This is a genomic window from Streptomyces montanus (assembly GCF_005786655.1).
Classification (GTDB): Bacteria; Actinomycetota; Actinomycetes; order Streptomycetales; family Streptomycetaceae; genus Streptomyces; species Streptomyces sporangiiformans.
Map to the genome: position 1 here is coordinate 55,180 of NZ_VBZC01000014.1, position 16,932 is coordinate 72,111.

The 16,932-nt window shown below is 68.0% G+C and carries 18 protein-coding genes and 2 pseudogenes; 11 read left to right on the plus strand and 9 right to left on the minus strand.

Features of this window, described 5'->3' with window-relative positions; genetic code table 11:
* Positions 1-14: 14 nt before the first annotated feature.
* Positions 15-928: pseudogene (locus FE633_RS14880) on the plus strand (DUF5996 family protein).
* 34 nt (positions 929-962) lie between these two features.
* Here the strand turns inward: FE633_RS14880 and FE633_RS14885 are convergent.
* Both FE633_RS14885 and FE633_RS14890 read right to left on the minus strand, forming a co-directional pair.
* Complete coding sequence (locus FE633_RS14885) at positions 963-1,322, minus strand: UBP-type zinc finger domain-containing protein (protein ID WP_138045611.1); 360 nt, start codon at positions 1,320-1,322, stop codon at positions 963-965.
* Between the two features lie 28 nt (positions 1,323-1,350).
* The gene (locus tag FE633_RS14890) at positions 1,351-1,830 is read right to left on the minus strand and encodes a VOC family protein (protein ID WP_138045612.1); all 480 of its coding nucleotides are present in this window, start codon (positions 1,828-1,830) and stop codon (positions 1,351-1,353) included.
* Positions 1,831-2,144: 314 nt separating this feature from the next.
* Here FE633_RS14890 and FE633_RS48360 point away from each other — a divergent pair.
* Positions 2,145-2,207 (plus strand): annotated as a pseudogene (locus FE633_RS48360) (hypothetical protein); the annotation flags it as partial.
* 889 nt (positions 2,208-3,096) lie between these two features.
* On the opposite strand, the gene FE633_RS14900 reads toward FE633_RS48360, so the two are convergent.
* A complete protein-coding gene (locus tag FE633_RS14900; RefSeq protein WP_138045708.1) occupies positions 3,097-3,648 on the minus strand; it encodes a MarR family winged helix-turn-helix transcriptional regulator in 552 nt (183 codons plus the stop codon).
* A gap of 92 nt (positions 3,649-3,740) precedes the next feature.
* Between FE633_RS14900 and FE633_RS14905 the strand changes: the two genes are divergently transcribed.
* The gene (locus FE633_RS14905) at positions 3,741-4,460 is read left to right on the plus strand and encodes an SDR family NAD(P)-dependent oxidoreductase (RefSeq protein WP_138045613.1); all 720 of its coding nucleotides are present in this window, start codon (positions 3,741-3,743) and stop codon (positions 4,458-4,460) included.
* Between the two features lie 756 nt (positions 4,461-5,216).
* Here the strand turns inward: FE633_RS14905 and FE633_RS14910 are convergent.
* Positions 5,217-6,527 (minus strand): FAD-dependent monooxygenase, encoded by a 1,311-nt coding sequence (locus tag FE633_RS14910; RefSeq protein WP_246113615.1) that lies wholly within the window; start codon positions 6,525-6,527, stop codon positions 5,217-5,219.
* A gap of 732 nt (positions 6,528-7,259) precedes the next feature.
* Here FE633_RS14910 and FE633_RS14915 point away from each other — a divergent pair.
* Both FE633_RS14915 and FE633_RS14920 read left to right on the plus strand, forming a co-directional pair.
* The gene (locus FE633_RS14915) at positions 7,260-7,718 is read left to right on the plus strand and encodes a nuclear transport factor 2 family protein (RefSeq protein WP_138045614.1); all 459 of its coding nucleotides are present in this window, start codon (positions 7,260-7,262) and stop codon (positions 7,716-7,718) included.
* Between the two features lie 33 nt (positions 7,719-7,751).
* Positions 7,752-8,009, plus strand: coding sequence for a hypothetical protein (locus tag FE633_RS14920; RefSeq protein WP_212747218.1), 258 nt, complete (start codon positions 7,752-7,754; stop codon positions 8,007-8,009).
* A 164-nt stretch (positions 8,010-8,173) separates the two neighbouring features.
* Here the strand turns inward: FE633_RS14920 and FE633_RS14925 are convergent, their stop codons facing one another.
* The gene (locus tag FE633_RS14925; protein ID WP_138045615.1) at positions 8,174-8,470 is read right to left on the minus strand and encodes a hypothetical protein; all 297 of its coding nucleotides are present in this window, start codon (positions 8,468-8,470) and stop codon (positions 8,174-8,176) included.
* Positions 8,471-8,966: 496 nt separating this feature from the next.
* On the opposite strand from FE633_RS14925, the gene FE633_RS14930 reads away from it, so the two are divergent.
* A complete protein-coding gene (locus tag FE633_RS14930; protein WP_138045616.1) occupies positions 8,967-9,251 on the plus strand; it encodes a DUF6355 family natural product biosynthesis protein in 285 nt (94 codons plus the stop codon).
* 118 nt (positions 9,252-9,369) lie between these two features.
* Here FE633_RS14930 and FE633_RS14935 read toward each other — a convergent pair whose 3' ends face one another.
* The 4 genes from FE633_RS14935 to FE633_RS14955 form a co-directional block, all read right to left on the minus strand.
* On the minus strand, positions 9,370-9,657 hold the full coding sequence (locus FE633_RS14935) for a hypothetical protein (protein ID WP_138045617.1): 288 nt from the start codon (positions 9,655-9,657) through the stop codon (positions 9,370-9,372).
* Complete coding sequence (locus tag FE633_RS14940) at positions 9,654-10,181, minus strand: hypothetical protein (RefSeq protein ID WP_138045618.1); 528 nt, start codon at positions 10,179-10,181, stop codon at positions 9,654-9,656. The genes FE633_RS14935 and FE633_RS14940 overlap by 4 nt, the downstream gene beginning before the upstream one ends.
* A gap of 106 nt (positions 10,182-10,287) precedes the next feature.
* Complete coding sequence (locus FE633_RS14945) at positions 10,288-11,526, minus strand: Hint domain-containing protein (protein WP_138045619.1); 1,239 nt, start codon at positions 11,524-11,526, stop codon at positions 10,288-10,290.
* Positions 11,527-12,561: 1,035 nt separating this feature from the next.
* The gene (locus FE633_RS14955; protein WP_138045620.1) at positions 12,562-13,041 is read right to left on the minus strand and encodes a hypothetical protein; all 480 of its coding nucleotides are present in this window, start codon (positions 13,039-13,041) and stop codon (positions 12,562-12,564) included.
* 423 nt (positions 13,042-13,464) lie between these two features.
* Between FE633_RS14955 and FE633_RS48370 the strand changes: the two genes are divergently transcribed.
* From FE633_RS48370 to FE633_RS14980, 5 genes are all read left to right on the plus strand, one after another.
* Positions 13,465-14,565: an RICIN domain-containing protein gene (locus FE633_RS48370; protein ID WP_138045621.1), complete on the plus strand. Its 1,101-nt coding sequence runs from the start codon at positions 13,465-13,467 to the stop codon at positions 14,563-14,565.
* Positions 14,566-14,865: 300 nt separating this feature from the next.
* Positions 14,866-15,291, plus strand: coding sequence for a peptidoglycan-binding domain-containing protein (locus FE633_RS14965; protein WP_246113616.1), 426 nt, complete (start codon positions 14,866-14,868; stop codon positions 15,289-15,291).
* A gap of 23 nt (positions 15,292-15,314) precedes the next feature.
* A complete protein-coding gene (locus tag FE633_RS14970; RefSeq protein WP_246113626.1) occupies positions 15,315-15,728 on the plus strand; it encodes a peptidoglycan-binding domain-containing protein in 414 nt (137 codons plus the stop codon).
* Positions 15,729-15,918: 190 nt separating this feature from the next.
* Positions 15,919-16,332, plus strand: coding sequence for a hypothetical protein (locus FE633_RS14975; protein ID WP_246113617.1), 414 nt, complete (start codon positions 15,919-15,921; stop codon positions 16,330-16,332).
* Between the two features lie 71 nt (positions 16,333-16,403).
* Complete coding sequence (locus FE633_RS14980) at positions 16,404-16,877, plus strand: GNAT family N-acetyltransferase (protein WP_138045711.1); 474 nt, start codon at positions 16,404-16,406, stop codon at positions 16,875-16,877.
* Positions 16,878-16,932: the final 55 nt, after the last annotated feature.

Below are 16,932 nucleotides of genomic sequence, written 5' to 3' on the forward strand. Positions count from 1 at the left end.
AGCTGTTCCCACCGATGCCACTGACGGAGTGGCGGGACACCAAGGAGACACTGCACCGCTTCGCACAGATCGTCGGCAAGACCCGCCTGGCGGCGAGCGCCCGGCGCAACCACTGGTGGAAGGTCCCGTTCCATGTCATGGGGCGCGGCATCACCACGCGTCCGATGGGTCAGGTCGACGGGAATCCGATCTTCACGATCGACTTCGACTTCGTAGACCACCGGCTCATCGTCGCGACGCTGGACGGCGAAGAGCGATCCTTCCCGCTTCCGGGCCAGTCCGTCGCGTCCTTCCACGACGCGACCCTGGCCGCTCTGACCGCGCTGGGGATCCGGGTGGACATCGCCATTCCCAGGCCCTTCGACCTGCCCGACGCCGGCCGACCGTTCGCCCAGGACACCGAGCACGCGACCTACGATCCCGTGGCCGCCAACCGCTACTGGCGGGTCCTGAGCCAGGTGGCGTCCGTGCTGGAGGAGTTCGCGGCGGGCTACTCGGGAAAGAACAGCCCGGTGCACCACTTCTGGCACACCTTCGACATCGCCCACAGCCGGTTCTCCGGGCGACGGATCAGCCCCGAAAGGCCGACCCCGTTACCCGTGAGGCGTACTCCTGGGAAGTGATGAGCTTCGGCTTCTGGTTCGGCGACGACACCTTCACCGACCCCGCCTTCTACTCCTACACCGCCCCCGAGCCCGCCGGCCTGGCCGGGGAGCCGCTCAGCCCCGCGTCCGCGCGGTGGGTCGCGCGCGGCGACAGCCACCTGGCCGTGCTGCGCTACGACGCGGCCCGCGTCGAGACCGATCCCCGTGCCGCCGTCCTCGCCTTTTACGAAAGCGCCTACCAGGCCGGGGCCGGACGCGCCGGATGGGACATCGCGGCGCTCGCATGCCCCGGAGGCATCACGGACCCGGTCCGGCAGATCTGACTCCCGGACCGGAGAGTCCAACGATCGAGCGCGGTCAGTGGAGCTGCCGCTCCCAGTCCCCAGGGACCTTGTCCCGGGGGCCCGGAGTGGACTGCGAGGCCGGGTGCGCGGTGGGCGGGGCCAGCTCCGGCCCCTCGTAGTACTGATCGGTCTCGATGTTCCAGAACCAGTCCTCACCCGGTTCGAAGCTGGTCAGCAGGGGGTGTCCGGCCTCGCGCGCGTGTTTCGTGCCATGCTGCGCGGGTGAGGAGTCGCAGCATCCGATGTGCCCGCAGGCGGCGCATCGCCGCAGGTGGAACCACCACCCGGGTCCGTCCCCCGCCAAGCACTCCACGCACCCGGTTCCGCTGGGCGTTGCGGTCGGATCGAGACCTGGGATCTGCTGGTGTGCCATGAGGGATGCCTCTCTCGTGAGGCGCCGTTCAGCGGTCAGGTTCGGTGCTGGTGCGTGCCAGGATGCCCTTCAGCAGGCCCGTGGCCTGTCCGACCTCGATGAGGTAGCCGTCCGGGTCGCGCATGTAGCAGCGCAGCTCGGCGCGCCGGTCGATTGGCGGGGTGAGGAACTCGGCTCCCTTGGCGCGGGCCGCCGCGTAGAACCCGTGGATGTTCGCCACCCGTACGTTCAGGAAGCTGGAGACGGTGTGGGGGTCCTCCGGCGTGTGCAGGACGACGTCGGGTTTGTCGTCAGTGGGCCCGCCGCCGGGGTTCATGATGATCCAGCTGTTGGCGACCTTGATGATGCAGGGGTTCTCGTCCAGCACCACCTGCCCGCCCAGCACATCGGCGTAGAACGCCCGCGAGCGAGGGACGTCGCCGACCGTAAGGAAGTGCGTGAGCAGCAGGCCCTCGGCCGGTGCGGGAAGGTCCTCGGCTGACACGCCGGCGGAGGTGAAATCGGACATATGCCGAGCGTATGGCGCGGGCGGCCGCCCGGCATTCCCACCCGGCAGAGCCCGTCAACCGTCGTCCGGCCCGCGGACGGGCCCTTCCGCAGACCCCGCCGAGGGCGGATGAGGACACCGGCCCAGGGTCCTGAGTCGGAGATTCGTCGTTGGTTCGACGTGAGTCGTCCTGGGCCGAGGATCCCGCCGTTGTCCGTAGCTGATGCCCAACGGGCAGTGCCTAGGGGTGGGTACGCCGGCGCTCGACAACTCAGGCCTTGGCTCTGCGGTCGCGGATCGTTCTCGAATGCGCCGAGGGCCACTCGATCGCTGAGGTGTCACGCCGTCCCGGCATCGCGCCCGAGACAGTCCGCACCTGGCGCCGGCGCTTTCTGGACCGCGGCCTGGACGGCATGTGCGACGAGCCCAGGCCGGGCGTCCCCAGGAAGATCACCGACGCGAGAGCCCTTCGACCTTCCACAGCAGGGCGTCACGGGCGGACTGCAAGTAAAAGGTGAAGGTCAGCCTTGGGATCCGATGCAGCCATGGGGCCAGTCTGCCGCTCGCGCGATCTTTGTCCACCGCCTTGTCCACCGCTCGCGGCGAACCAGATCATCTGACACGACGAGCGAATCGGACCAGATCACTTGAGACAGGGACCAGATCGACAGAGACGGGATACCTGCGCGCTGAACTCTTTCGTGCGCAACTGAACGTGTCCTGTCTCAGTAGAAGTGGGCCATCGTAAGTCCGTGACCTGGAGTGGTTCAGGTTGAGTGAGATGGCGACGACTGGCCTGTCTCACTCAATCCGAGCAGCGAGGTCCTGCGGGTTATGCGTCATCGCCGCGTTGGTGAGCGGACCTGAGGCGTCTGAGGGCTTCAAGTAGGCCGCGGCGGCGGGAGTCGCTGCTTGCTGGCGTCGTCCGCGGCCGGCACACGACGGCCCCGCACCGGCGGACCGGTGCGGGGCCTCAGGGGCGCGGCGCGAGATGACGGCGCAGCAGGCTCTGGAGCGCCTGGCCGCGCTGAGCCTCCCGGCGCACTGGACCGATGAGTGCGAGGGCCCGCTCTCCACGGACGGGTAGCGGCGCCACGAGTGTGTGGCCCGGACGACCAGGCCTCGCTGCTCAACGACCGCGCGGAGGTCTCAACCAGCTTGCTGAGACCCCGGCCCGGACCTGGGAGACGAACCTTCCCCGTTAGGTGACCACGGGGAGCAGCACGCCCAGGAGCGCAGACGTACGGGGTCTTCTCTGGTGGCACGGGCCGCCCTGCAGTAGGCCGGTCACTCCTCGCCGACATGGGAGATACGGTCGTCGCCGAGCCGGCGCTGAACATCCTGGAGCAGCACCTGGAGCAGTTCGGTGAGTTGGCCCTGCTGCTCGCCTGTCAGGCCGTCGATCAGCTCGGCCTCCCGGCCCAGAACGTGGTCGACGGTGGTCTCGACCAGGTCGTGCCCGGCCTGGGTCAGGGAGACCAGGACCGTGCGCGGCCGCCCTTCTCCGGGCTGGCGGGTGACGAGCCCGTCGCTTTCGGCGCGGGCGACGCGCTGCGAGATGGCGCCCGCGGTGACCAGCGATCGCCGGCTGAGTTCGCGTGTGCTCAGCGTGTACGGCTTGCCGCTCCGCCGCAGAACGCTCAGCAGGTCGAGGGTCGCGGCATCGACCCCGGCCCGCGCGAGGACCCGCCGCCGGTCGTCGCCGAGCAGTTTCGCCAGCCGCCAGATGGGCGTGACGATCCCGATCGACGCGACGGGCGTGCCGGGCCGCTCGCGCTCCCAGGAGGCCGCGATGTCCTGCACGGGGTACGTGGATGCGCCGTCCGTCGGGTAGCTCATGCTCTTCGGCGTGAGGGGTTCACTTGCCATGCCGACCCTCCCCAGTGTTACGTTTAGCTCTAAATTTAGACCTGAACCTAGGGGCTCATCGTATGTCACGCACCATCCTGGTCACCGGCGGCGGCACGGGCATCGGCCGCGCCATCGCCCGCCACTTCGCCGACCAGAACGAGACCGTCATCGTCACCGGCCGTCGCCCTGGCCCCCTTGACGACCTCGCGGCCCAAACCGGCGTTCGTCCCCTGATCTGCGACCACACCGACCCAGAGGCTCTCCTTCGGCTCGTGGCCGAACTCCCCGAGCGCGTCGACGTACTGGTCAACAACGCGGGCGGCAACATCGTCTTCGATGCCGACGGCAAGACCGATCTCGGCTCCTACGCCCGCGACTTCCGTGCCAACCTCGACGCGAACCTCGTCAGTGCCGCCCTCACCACCAAGGCCCTCGACGACCGCCTCGCCCCGGGTGGCGCGGTGGTGCACCTCGGCTCCATCGCGGCCGACCAGGGAGCCGACTCGTACGGCGCATCCAAGGCGGGCCTCGCCACCTGGAACCTGAGCCTTGCCGACGCCCTCGGCCCCCGCGACATCACCGCCAACGTGGTCTCGCCCGGCTACATCACCGACACCGAGTTCTTCCGCGACCAGCTCTCCGACGAACGCCGCGCCACCCTCATCGCCGCCACCGCCATCGGCCGTCCCGGCACCCCGGCCGACATCGCCGGCGCGGTCGCCTTCCTCGCCTCTCCGGCCGCCCGCCACATCACGGGCCAAGTCCTCAACATCAACGGCGGCGCCAGCAAGACCCGATAGCCGGGCTGTTGTGGGTGATGCGGGTTCGACAGCTCCAAGACCGGCATTGCGTGTTTGGTGCGGGCACAACGTCCTGTCGGACGTTGTAGGCGAGCGATGCGATGCGCATCGGGTTCGGATGCTGCGGTCGAACTGGCCCGCCGGGGGTCCGGCTGCCGGGCCGCGGCCGTCAGGTCGGCGACGCCCGGCACCCGGCTCCGTCGCCACCGGCTCGCGCCGCACCCGCGGGTGCCGGTAGCCCGACACCCGGCTGCCTCGACGCGGGCCGACCACACCACCTCAAGCGGCCCGCCGTGCAGTTCACCGCGAGCGTCGACGTACTCCAGCCAGAAGCTCTCCGCGTCCACCAGCCACCCCCACTCGGCGCTGACCTGGTACGACGACCGTAGGCAGCCTGGCTGTCCGTTCTCATCCATCGTGTCAGGGAGCCATGTCGGCGAGCTGCGCACTGACAACTGCCTTGAGACAAGACGGGCGAGTAATCCGGCTGGGGATCAATGGGCTTGGACGTCACGGGGTCGATGTCTCAATGGTCTTGTCAGTTCCGGTGAGCGCCGACCAGGCAAGTGACAGAACCGCTGAGACCCCGCGCAGTGGATTCTCATCGATCTTGTCAGCTTTCCGAGTCAACACCGCCTCATCGGAACGTGGCGTGGCCGCCGAACGGGCGCTCCAACGCGCACCATGCGGCATGAGCGGAGGTCGTCCGGCGGTGTCCTACCGAACCGTGGTCCCTCTCGACACGTTATGTGACACCTACGGCTTGGCTGACGAGGTGATCGGCGATCCGGCCGGGGCTGCGGAGTCCGGCGCCCCCGCGTAGTCGGGCAGCTCGATGCCGTTGATCGCGCGCCCGACCAGCTCGGTGAACCATTCGCTGGTGAAATCGGGGCGCGGCTCGGCGTCTGGCCCGGGGACGTCGCGGCTGCGGGCGTTCAATCGGCCGATCTCCTGGTTGGCCTCGACGAACGAGCGCATCCGCGCCTCGTAGCGGGCGAACCCGGTGTCGGGGTCCCACTCGGCGGCGGCCAGCTCTCCGGCCAGCAGGTAGGCGCCGACCAGTGCCAGCCCGGTGCCCTGCCCGGACATCGGCGACGAGCTGAACGCCGCGTCCCCGAGCAGCCCCACCCGTCCGCTCGACCAGCGGTCCATCACCACCTGGGCGACCTGGTCGAGGTAGAAGTCCGGGGTGTCGTCCAGGTGCGCGAGGATGTCCGGGGCCAGCCAGCCCAGGCCCGCCATCCGCTCACGCAGCAGGCGCTTCTGGGCCGCGACGTCACGGTAGTCGACGTCGAAGTCAGCCGAGTCAGCCGAGGCGAAGTAGAACATGGCCATCGCCCGGGAGGCGTCCTGGATGGGTCGCAAGAGGGCTGAGCTCCCGGACTCCTGGTCCTGGTACTCGAGCAGCCAGCGGTCCAGCCCGAACTCGTTGGGCACACTGTAGAAGGCCAGCACGTGCCCGAGGTGGCGGAGGAACCGCTCATGCGGGCCGAAGACCATCGCCCGCAGCTCCGAGTGCAGCCCGTCGGCCCCGACCACCAGGTCGAAGCGCCGCCGGTCGCCGCCCGCGAAGACCACGTCGACCCCGTCCGCCTCCTGGGCGAGCTCGGCGATTCGGTCGCCGAAGATGTACTCGACGCCGTCGCGGGTGTCGTCGTAGAGCACCTGGGACAGGTCCCCGCGCAGGATCTCGATGTCCGCGATGAACCCGTCGCCACCGTCGTCGTCCGCGCGGAAGGTCTCCAGCACCTGCCCGTCCGCGTCCACGGTGTGCGCGCCGGCGGTGTCGGTGCACGCCGCGCGGACCGCCGCGTCCAGCCCCATGCGCCCGATGACCTCCTTGGCGACCCCGCGCGCGTCCACCGCCTGCCCGCCGGGACGCAGCTCGGGAGCCCGCTCCACCACGGTCACCTCGGCCCCCCGCCGGCGCAGCCAGTGGGCCAGCGCGGGTCCCGCGATGCTCGCCCCCGCCACCAACACCCTGGGACCGCTCACCCGCGTCCCCTGCTCGCCCGTCCGGATCGTGCGCTCGTGCTCGGAGTCGTCGACGCCCATCACTGCCTCCATGTGCTTCCTCCCGCGCTGGAACGTTCCCAGCACAGGCCCACCGCTGTCGGTGGATCCAGGGGTATCGACTGCGGATCCGCACAAAACTCATCGGTACGGCCGAAATCGCGTCCACGCTCCCGCAAACACCCTGAACTCGGCATGCGCGCGCGTCGGGCATGGTCATGATCGCCTCGACCTCGGCAGACATCGATGAGAAACGCCAACTCCGATGAGACCCACATCAGCCCAGACTGGTGCAAACCAGGCGAACCAGGCTGTCAGCTGGGCCGCCGCCGGAGACTTCGCCAGATCTGTGCGCAACACGGTGAGACTCTGAAAGGACCAGTGAGAACGGACACTGGCGCGGCGATGGGTCAGGAAGAGCGAGACAGATCAGCGAATGGCCAAGGCTGACTGAGAGGCGCGACCAGATGGTTCAGATAGACCGAGACCGGCTCACCTTCAGCGAGACAGGTCACTTCCGGGCGGGCGAGAGGCTGGGCCTGATCATGCGAACAGGGAGAAGCCACAGACCGTGAAAGCGCCCTGGTAAGAAGTGGCCACGTTCATCCGTCCAAGGCTGGGGACGTTCCTGTGTACGCCGACACCTCCGCTGAGGTAGGTATGCCCTGTCACTAGTGGCCTCTCATTACCCCCGAGGTAATCGACCTCTCTCCCCTCCCCCGGCAGGATCAAGCACATCGATGGGAACCCCCGCCGGGATCCGGCCGCAGCCGCGAGGAGAGCGCCATGTCCGTCAAGTCCACCGCCACCACGGCTGGTTCAGCCACCACCGCGAGTTCCGTCGCCGAGGCCACCCGGGCCGTCGTACAGGAGTTCCTTGTCGCACGGCTGGCCGGGGACACTGGGCGGCTCGTCGCGCTCTTCGCCCACGAGGTCGACTGGCTGCTCGCCGAGAACCCCACCGTCCCGTGGATCCGCCCGCGGTCCACCGCTGCCGAATGCGCCGCCCAGTCCGCGGAGTTGATGGAGCACACCGTGCCCGAGGACGCGCGCGCCTCCGTCGATACGTTCCTCGTCGACGGCACCGACGCCGTCCTGATGGGGCACCTGTCGGGGACCGTACGCGCGACGGGGAAGTCCTTCCAGGGCCCGTTCGCGCTGCACCTCACCGTCGAGAGCGGCCGGATCACCCGGCACCACCTCTACGAGAACAGCCTGTCGATCGCCGAGGCCTGCGCCCCGTGAGGCGCGGGATGCCTGCCCCGCAACCAGGCCCTGATGCCCCTGGACGTCGCGAGCGGCTACCTCGGCCGCTGGTCCCGCTACGACGAAGGCCCCGACGACGAGCTCGACACACTGGTCACCTACCTGGAAGACGTCGCCGACCTGCTCGAAGCCCCGGCCCCGGCCCTGGCCACGCGGGACATGCCCGGCCTGGTCGGTGGGGCGCTGGTGTGGGGCAGCAGGATCGACCCCGCGCAGGAAAGCCGGTGGCAGCCCCTAAAGATCATTTCACGGCAATCCCCAGAGCGATGAACCCGATCCTGATGCCGGGACGTGGTTGCCGGGGGTCGTTGGTTGGTACGCCTCGCCAGTGACCTGGTCGCGGTCGCCCTTGAAATCATCGTCACCGCAGGCACGACGGCCGGCCTGGACGGGGTGATGGACAGGTACCGGCGGATAGAACAGCCATGGGCGACCTACCTGGCTGCGCCCTGCACACACGCGGTCTTCGCGTGCTTCCAGGCGACATCAAGGCTCTCCAGCCGACTGAGGCAGATGGAGAGGGAGTTCGACGACCCCTCACCGTCCTCAGCGATCGAGCACGCGTCCGCGGCTTCGCCGCCGACCGGCACGTTGTATCCCTTGTCCCGCAGATACTCCTGGCAGTCCCACGACCACGCCTGGGCCGGACTCGCGACAACAAGGGGCAGTGCACTGGCCACGACCACGCCACTCGCCGCCACCGCTGCTCGCCGCATCCACTTGCTACGCATCTCGTGTCCTTTCGGTGTTCCGCAGTCCCTGGCCCTCGGGCGCGCCCAGGCGCCAGGGCCGAGTCTCACCGACCCCTGGGACCCGAAACGTGCTGCCGGAGATAGGCACTGCGAGTAGGGAGATCTCGCACCTCCTCGGCTTCTTCGCTGAAGAGCATCCTCCAGTGCTGGACCTCGCCAGGATCAACCGCAGTGGCTGGGTCAGCAGTCATCAGGATGACGGCCCGGTCCGCAAGCTGCCTGAACTTCACGCCGAGCTCAGCCTTCCCCACATCACTCGTCATGGCTCGACAAGTAAACGAGGACAGGGCCGAGTAGGGCCTGGACGATCCGCCTGGCACATGTTCCGCTCGCCGGGAGGCATGGATGATGCACCCAGGAGGGTGAACCCGCGCACCTCGTCCGGGAAAAACGCTGAGTTGGTGTCAGACGATCACGGATGCTGCCTGTGTCCGAGCCTTCCGGCGTCGGATCTCACCCGCACAAGGAGAAGTTCATGAGCGTCCGCCGCTTCCTGCCCACCGTCCTCGCCGCCGTGGCCGTCAGCAGTGCCCTTGCGCTGGTCCCGGGCGCAACGGCAACTGCGGCCGCCAACCCCTGTGGGTTCTACGAGACGGGCAGCGACGCGTACTACAACCACTGCACGGGCGACGGCTCGCGCGTCGTCATCGAGGTGGAGGTGTGGGGCCCGAACTACGAGAGGTGCGTGGGTCCCGGTGTTTCCTGGCTCGGCTCGGCCAGCAAGATCGACGGTGCGTACTACGTCGGGCGGACCTGCTGATCCCCTTCGTACGCGACGCGGGCCCCCTGCCAGGCAGGGAACGATGCGAGGGTGACCGCCACCTCATAGGAGGTGGCGGTCTTCTCATATCTGGTGGCGATCCGAGGAGGTGCGTTCCTCAGGGAGCGATGACACGCGTGACAGTGAAGCGGGCTCCGGGGCGTCTCGCGCTGGCCCCTGGGTCGTAGGATGTGATGCTGCCCACGACCTGCGCGTCGTCCCGTCGCAATGCCGCGAGCAAGCCGAAGTCGGTCAGTGTGCTGTCCGTCATGACGACCTGAGAGACGGTCGCGACGATCCCACCGGCCTCGTTTCGTAGTTCGAAGCAGTAGGTGGGCGGAATGAAACTCCGGATGCCGTTGTCGACCACGCGCACCGGTTCCTCCACCGTCCGCTCCGCGGTCATCCAGTTGCCGCCTTCCACCGGTGGTCCGGGCACTGCTCGGTGGCAAGCCATGCCTTGCGGCGGGTATCACAGCCGCACAGCCCGCACACGGTCTTCTCGTCGGTGGCTCCCATCAGCCGGTAGAAGCCCGCGCGCGGCGGTACGGTCAGATGCTCACACTCTCCGCAGGTGGCCAGCCGTGCGCGGTACTCGTCGTCCGTGACGCGACCGAATCCCGAGGCGATCCACCGCCCGAGCGCCGCGCCCGCCCGGCCGAGCAGCTCCGCGTTGCCGGGAGCGGGCGGCCGTTGTGGTGACGCGGACAGCCCGATGCCGGCTTTGCCGCCGTTCCTGTCGTTGCTCTCACCGAGCAGCATGTCGAGCATCTCCGGTTGGTCCTTGCAGAGTTCGAGATGGTGCAAGAACAGGGGGTCGTCCGCTATCTGCTCGATGACGGAATCCGTCACACGTTCGGATGCCAGTCCCAGTTTCAGGGCGATCTCCTCCCGCCGCGCGGGGAGGTTGGTCGGGTCCGGGGTGTCCATGGCCTTCCTCGGGGTCGACGGGTTACGGCGTCTGCACCGACGCGCGGACCAGAACTGTGCTCAACGCTCCGGTCCGCGCGCGGCGGAGTGGCACGCGGGGTGCGGATCAGCCCGCGCAGGCGGGCTTGCCGCTCAGGCTCACCGCAGCGTGATAGGTAGCGACCCGGCACCGGCCCGGCGGGTGACCGCAGCCGGCGTTACCGGACGGCGGGTTGGAGTCGTCCGGTACTCCGAAGAAGTTGGCCATCTGGGCAATCCCGGCGTCGGTGGTGTCGATGTAGGAGTCGCCGAACCAGACCTTGCGCATGATGTTCCGGACCCCTCGGTAGTCGGCTTGTCCTTCGCAGGACAGCCCGCTCGGGAAGGACGGCACACCGCCGTAGTGGTGGGCGAGTTCGTGGGCCAGCACCACCGAGATGCCCTCCAGTTCCAGGTCCTGGTCGCGCACCAGGCCGCCCTTGAGGGACACATGGCGGACGTTGTTGTCCACCCAGGCGTACGCGTTGACCTCGTCGCTGGCCCAGTCCAGGCTGTAGACGACGTCGGGGTAGAAGGTCTTGTGCTGCTGGATCAGGGCCTCCGTCCACTCACGCGACATCGGGTCGTTGAACGGGCGTTTCGGTGACTGGCGTTTCGCTTCCGCCTCCTCCGGCGACAGGAAGCTGCACGCGCCGTCCGGAATGTGCACCACGGTGGCCTCTGCGGGCACGAAAGTGTACTCGGGTGTTTCCAGATCCGGCGCGTTGAATCCGGCTGCCCGGATAGGCGACTTATCGTCGAATCCCGCTTCGAACGACGGTGCGGTCAGACAGTCACGACCGTGGATTTCGATGTATTCGGTGGAACCCACGATCGGCATGTCAACGTGGTCCTTCACGTTGAACCCGGCGATGTCCGTCCTGCGGGCCATGATCTGCACGACATAGTCGGCACTCACCACACCGTTGGTGTTGAGCAGGTGGTTTTCGAGATTCTCCCGAGGCGGTTCCTTGGAGCCCGCCGCGATGTGGTGGAATCCTGCCAGGTAGTCGCCGATGTGTACACCCCGGACCGGGACGGGGCGCCCTGACGGCGACACGAGACGGTCGTCGGTCGTCAGCCGGTCGGCCCGCTTCAGGGTCTGCTGCTCGTCTGCGAGCAGGAAGAGATGATCGCTGGTCACGGCCAGGGCGGTGTCTCCGTAGAGCACCAGAACCGTGTACTTCTGACGCGAGGCACCGGTCGTACCACCACTGAACACGACGGTCTGCGGCGCCCAGTCGAGCGCCGTTCCCGCGGCCAGCACCGTGTCCCCCTCGACATAGGTCTCTATGCCTTTGAAGCCACCGCCGCCGTCCTGGACCATGGTTCCGAAGGCGAGACACGAGCAGGAGCAGTAACACGGCCCCATGCTGTCCCTGGTCAGGACCGGATGATTTACCGACCATCCTTCCAGCTTGCAGATCTCGTTGAGTTCCTGATCGGCTCCGCTGCAATGAGCGGCATCGCACTGACGTACCATTCCCCCACCTCTTCCGCGTCACCCCCCATGACGGGGGGTCGGGCGTTCATTAACCTGCGGAATAAGTCGTACCGGAAGAGTCTCGCGGGAAAAGTCACCCGGAAAGCAATATATTTGAAACGCAAGACAATAAAGTTGCTGCGGATATCTCTTGCCCGTCCGTAGACCGCGTCGGATCCACGGCACGGCCCGACGACCGGCTTGGTGACGGCCGGAGCGACCGACCGTCACCGCACCGGCGCATCCGTTGGGCTGCGAGAACTAGGGTCCGCCTTCAAAGATCACCGGACGGTAGATCATGGTGGTGCGATATATCGCAATGGACTACAAGATCCGTACGGGGATCTTCTGGCGTGACCCGCCGGAACGCTACGGGTCAGTGGAAGACGGTGCGTACCCGCTTCCGCCGCTGCCGCACCGGCGCGGGCATAGAGGGGAAGCAACGGCAGGGCCAACTGGACGATCACAGCCTCGGCCGATCCCGAGGCGGACTGAGCACCAAAATCCACCTCGCGTGCGTCGGCCGACGACGCCCCCTCGCTGCCTGCCCTGCTTCTTGGGATGGTGTGGCCGATGTTGCGTCGTGGCATGCAGGAGCGTAGGCCGCGAGAACTCGAAGATGGGGACGAAAGGCAATCTCGGCGACGGGCATCTGCCGTTCCCGGGCCGCGGCGAAACTGCCCGAAGCCCGCTCGGCCGGGGCTGGAACGATCACCAAACCCCGGCCGAGCGGATCCCCCTCCGCCCCCTCCCCCGCGTCCCCGCACCCCCAGCGTCCTCGCAGTTGAGCGTTAGGACGACCACCGCTGCAGAGGACGTGGCAGATCTGTGTCGAGCAGATTCTCCCCTCGTCGCATGGGAGCCAGGTCGAAGGGGTGATCAGCCTCCCTCGGAGAAACCCGTCGTGTCGTACAGGAGGTTGCAGTAGCTGCCAGTGCCCGGCTGGGAGTGTCCGAGGCAGACATACGCGCCGACGTAGTCGAAGTAGCCCGACCAGGCCCAGCTGGTGGCTCCGGGAGTGCTCACGGTGTCCGTCTTCCTCACCTCCACTTGCCGTGGCCCGCCGGGACGTTCGTAGACGAGCACCAGACGGGCAGCGACGCCATCGCCGTTGACGTGGTCCTTCACCCAGTTTTGGCCAGTGTTCGTCTCGAAGTAGCCCGTGGCGTCGTCGTAGCAGAAGCTGGCGCGCCCCGAACCGCCTGTCTGCCCGTACTTGTTGGGAACAGTGTCGACGTCGTCGTAGCAGATCGTCCGCGCGCTGGCCTGCGGCGCCGACAGCAGCAGTGATGCGCAGGCCATCAGTCCGGCGACGCATGCCGCAGTCGCCTTGCCCAGTTGTCTCTCACGCCAAATCATTGGGTTCTCCCTCCGTCATGAGTGGGTGTTTGCGATACACGCCTGCTCTTGGGCTTGCCGCCTGGCGCCGAGGCGCGGAGGCGACGCCCGCGATGAGGCTGCGTCGACTCGGTCTCTGTCCTGGCGATGGGGGTGATTCGTTCATGCGGACCGCCTTCGGGCGGCAGGTGCGGGACTGTGCGGGAGGCAGGACGGCGGGGCTCGGCCCCACGAGTTGGCCGCACTTCTGGACTGGTGCCTGTGGCGGCCAGGTGGGACAGAGCTTGCTGGCGTGGATCAGGTGGGGCAACAACTGCGGGCTGTCCCGGACACCCTCACCAGTGTCCGGCCTGGTCAGGAGGTGTCCGGATTTACGCCGAGGCTTGTGCACAGGGCTGGAAATGGCCATTGCTGTGCGCCGTGCCACCAACGAGGATGTGGCGCATGGGGGAACAGGAACGGGAGCATGTGGCGCCGCAAGAGGCCCGGGATGCGGCGGAGTTCGTCGCTCTGCTGCGGAAGCTGAAGGAACGGTCGGGCCTGTCTTTCCGGCAGTTGGAGGAGTGTGCGGCCGCGCGGGGTGAGGTATTGCCGCGCAGCACTCTGGCCGACGTACTGCGTCACGGTGCTCTGCCGCGGGTGGAGACGTTGGTGGTGTTCCTGCGTGCCTGTGGAGAGGAGCAGAACACAGAGGCATGGCTGGAGTCGCGCCACCGGATCGTCGCCGCAGGCGTTCCAAGAGCCCGCACAGCACAGGAAGACGGGGTAGGACCCGAACCTGGGCACCAGTCGGCGCACCGGTCGGCGCACGAGCCGCTCCGCGACGCACCGCTGCCGGCGGCCGAGTTACTCCCCCTTGCCGCCCATAAATCTCATGCCGGTCAAGAGAGTCCGGCTGCCGGAGCCGCCAAGCCTTGGACATCCCGCTGGCCGGGTCGGCTGCTCGGCTCACACAAGCGACTGCTCGGAGCGGCACTCGCGTTACTGGCCCTGCTGGGCGGCGGGTACTTCACATTGGCGGCCACGGACTACGGCAAGGAAAAACCGGGAGCGGCACGCGACTCGGCGTCGCCGGTGGCGGGGACGTACCGGATCCGCTCGCTCGTGTCGTCACTGTGCCTCTCTGAGCGCGACGGCGACGAGGCGGGCTACGTGTACCAGGCCGATTGCGGCAGCAGCAGTCCGACCTACGCCCTGGAGGAGCAGGGGGAAGGGGTGTACCGGATCCGTTCCCTGCACCCGGTCTTCGGCTACGGCTGCCTGGGCGTGGACAACGGCAGTACCAAGAAGGGCGCCCGGATGATGGACGACTACTGCGGGCACCGTGGAAACTCCGAACGCTTCCGTCTGAAGCCGGCCGGAGCCAACGATTATCGCCTCCTGCCACTGCACACCAACGCCTGCGTCTCGGTGCCCGGCGCCTCCAAGGACACATGGGCGCCGGTGCTCCAGCTTCCCTGCGGTTCCGGCGACGCGGGGCAGGTCTTCCGCTTTGAACCGGCGCCCTCGCCGAGCGCGGTACCCACCATCACCAGCAACGAGTAGTTACCGCGCGACGGCTCCGCGCATCGTGGCCAGTTCGATGTCGACGCCTTCGAAGTTGCCGTCCCGACAGTGCTGGAGGTCCTTCGAGGACGGTCGCTGACACCCATGGCATCGGGTCGGGCGTGTCCCGGACAGGACGCCGACCAGGCCGGACAGTGGCAGGCCTGTCCGGGACAGCCGGTTCTGTTGTGGTGGTCGGGTCGCTGTCGGCACGCTTTGTGGAGCCCGACCGGTCTGTCGGGGCACGCCCCAGGTCGGCGTATGTCTCCCGACCTACACCATCCGACACAAGGAGCTCTCATGCGTCTTCGCCATGCGCTGGCGACCGCCGCACTCGGAACCGCGCTCACCCTCGGCGCCACGGCCGCGCCGGCTCAAGCCGGCGATCGGCCCGCCGCCGACCCCGCCGCGACGACCTACACCGCCGCCTCGAGCCGCTCGGACTGCGTGAACCAAGTCGGCACGCGCATCTACCGCCCGAGCAGCGACGTGGCAACCCTCAAGATCCCCAACGTCTACCTGCGCCAGGGCAGCACCGGCGCCTGTGTGCGCTACGCCCAGGAACTGCTGTCCTCCCATCTCGGAGCTCCCGGGCCGGGCTTCATCGACGGCATCTTCGGTCCCACCACCAAGCGCTACGTCCGGACCTTCCAGGGGAACGCCGGCCTCTCCGTCGACGGGGTGGTCGGACCCAACACCTGGTACTGGCTGATGACCATCAACTGAGTGGACGGGAGAGATCCTTGAGTATGCGTCGATTGGCACTCGGCCTGGCTGCGCTCGCCACTGCCGCCGCATCAGTCACCGCAGTCGGGACAGGCACGGCCCATGCCGCGACCCCGACCTGCAACACCGCAATCTCGTACACCACGGTTCACGGATTCACCGCGACGATTCCCTCTGCGGGCGGGAACGTCAGCTGCCTGCTCGCGCGCGGCAACAACGGGAGCGCCGTGAAGGCACTGCAGTCAGCCCTGAACGACTGCTACGGGGAGAACCTCGTCAAGGACGGGATCTTCGGGGCCGGCACCCAGGCAGCGCTGCGGCGCGCTCAGTCCGACGAGGGGCAGACCGCCGATGGGGTCTACGGCCCACGCACGCGGGACGCGATCCACTGGCGGGTTCCCGGCTTCGCCTGCGACCGAGTGAACGGCCCCGGATAACCGCGACGCACGCCTGAGAGGCGGTTCTCGTACGGGCCGGGGCGGGACGGGGCTGGACGGGGCTGGACGGGGCTGGACGGGGCGGGCGGGCGGGTCCGGGAGAAAGCCTCGGACCCGCCCAGGTAGGCCCGCTCCATGAATCACAGCGTTCTGGCGGGGCCACCACCAGATCTTCCGGTACGCGCGGGAGGTGGATGGGACGGTCACCCAGCTCGGGCTGCTGAGCCTGGGGATGATTGCCATGATGCCCTTCCCCACGACTTTGCTGGCCGAGTACGGGGACCTGTCGCAGTCGGTGGCCGTTTACTCCGGCGCCGTCGCGGCCATGGGGGCCACACAACTCGCGCTGATGATCGCCATCTGGAAGCGCCCTTGGCTGGGTAGTGCGGCGCTGCCCGATCCCATCGCGCGCAACGATGTGTCCGATCTGGCGTCAACGGTGCTGGTCTTCGCCGCCGCCGTGCCGCTCGCCTTCGTCTCCCCGACAGGGGCGAAGTTGTGGTGGGCGGTGCTGATCCCGGTCAAGTTCGTGACGGGCAGGCGGGGCAAGCGCCTGCGCGTGGCCGCCCAGCAGGTCGGCGCCTACGGCCTGTCCGACAAGTGATCACCGTGTGGTTTCGTGGAGTCAGAGGATCAACGAAACCGGGAGGTGCCCTGCGCGGTAGCGTGGCGACCGTGGTGGACTGGGGTATGCGGCCGGCGTCGGTGTCGGACGTCGCGGCAGTGGCAGAGTTGCGTGCCGTGGTGTTGCGGGCGGATCTGGAACGGCTCGGGCGGTACGACGAGGAGCGGGTGCGGAAGCGGCTGCGGGACGAGTTCGATCCGGCGCACACCTGGGTCATCGAGGTGGGCGGCGCGTTCGCCGGCTGCGTGGCGCTGCGCCGGGCCGAGGACGCTCACTGGCTGGAGCACTTCTACCTGGCCCCGCATCTTCAGGGCAGCGGTATCGGTTCGGGCGTGCTGCGCGACCTGCTGGAGCGGTGCGACCGAAGCGGCGTCCCTGTTCGGTTGAACGTGCTGCAGGGCAGTCCGGCCCGACGGCTGTACGAGCGGCACGGGTTCACCCTCGAGACCGAGGATCCGGTGGACGTGTTCATGGTGCGCCGGCCGGCCTACGACCCGACTGGCATGGGCGCGGTTGGCGCATGACGGTGACCGGGTGGTCAGCACAGTCACTGGACATAACCGCACCAGGCGAGCCTCA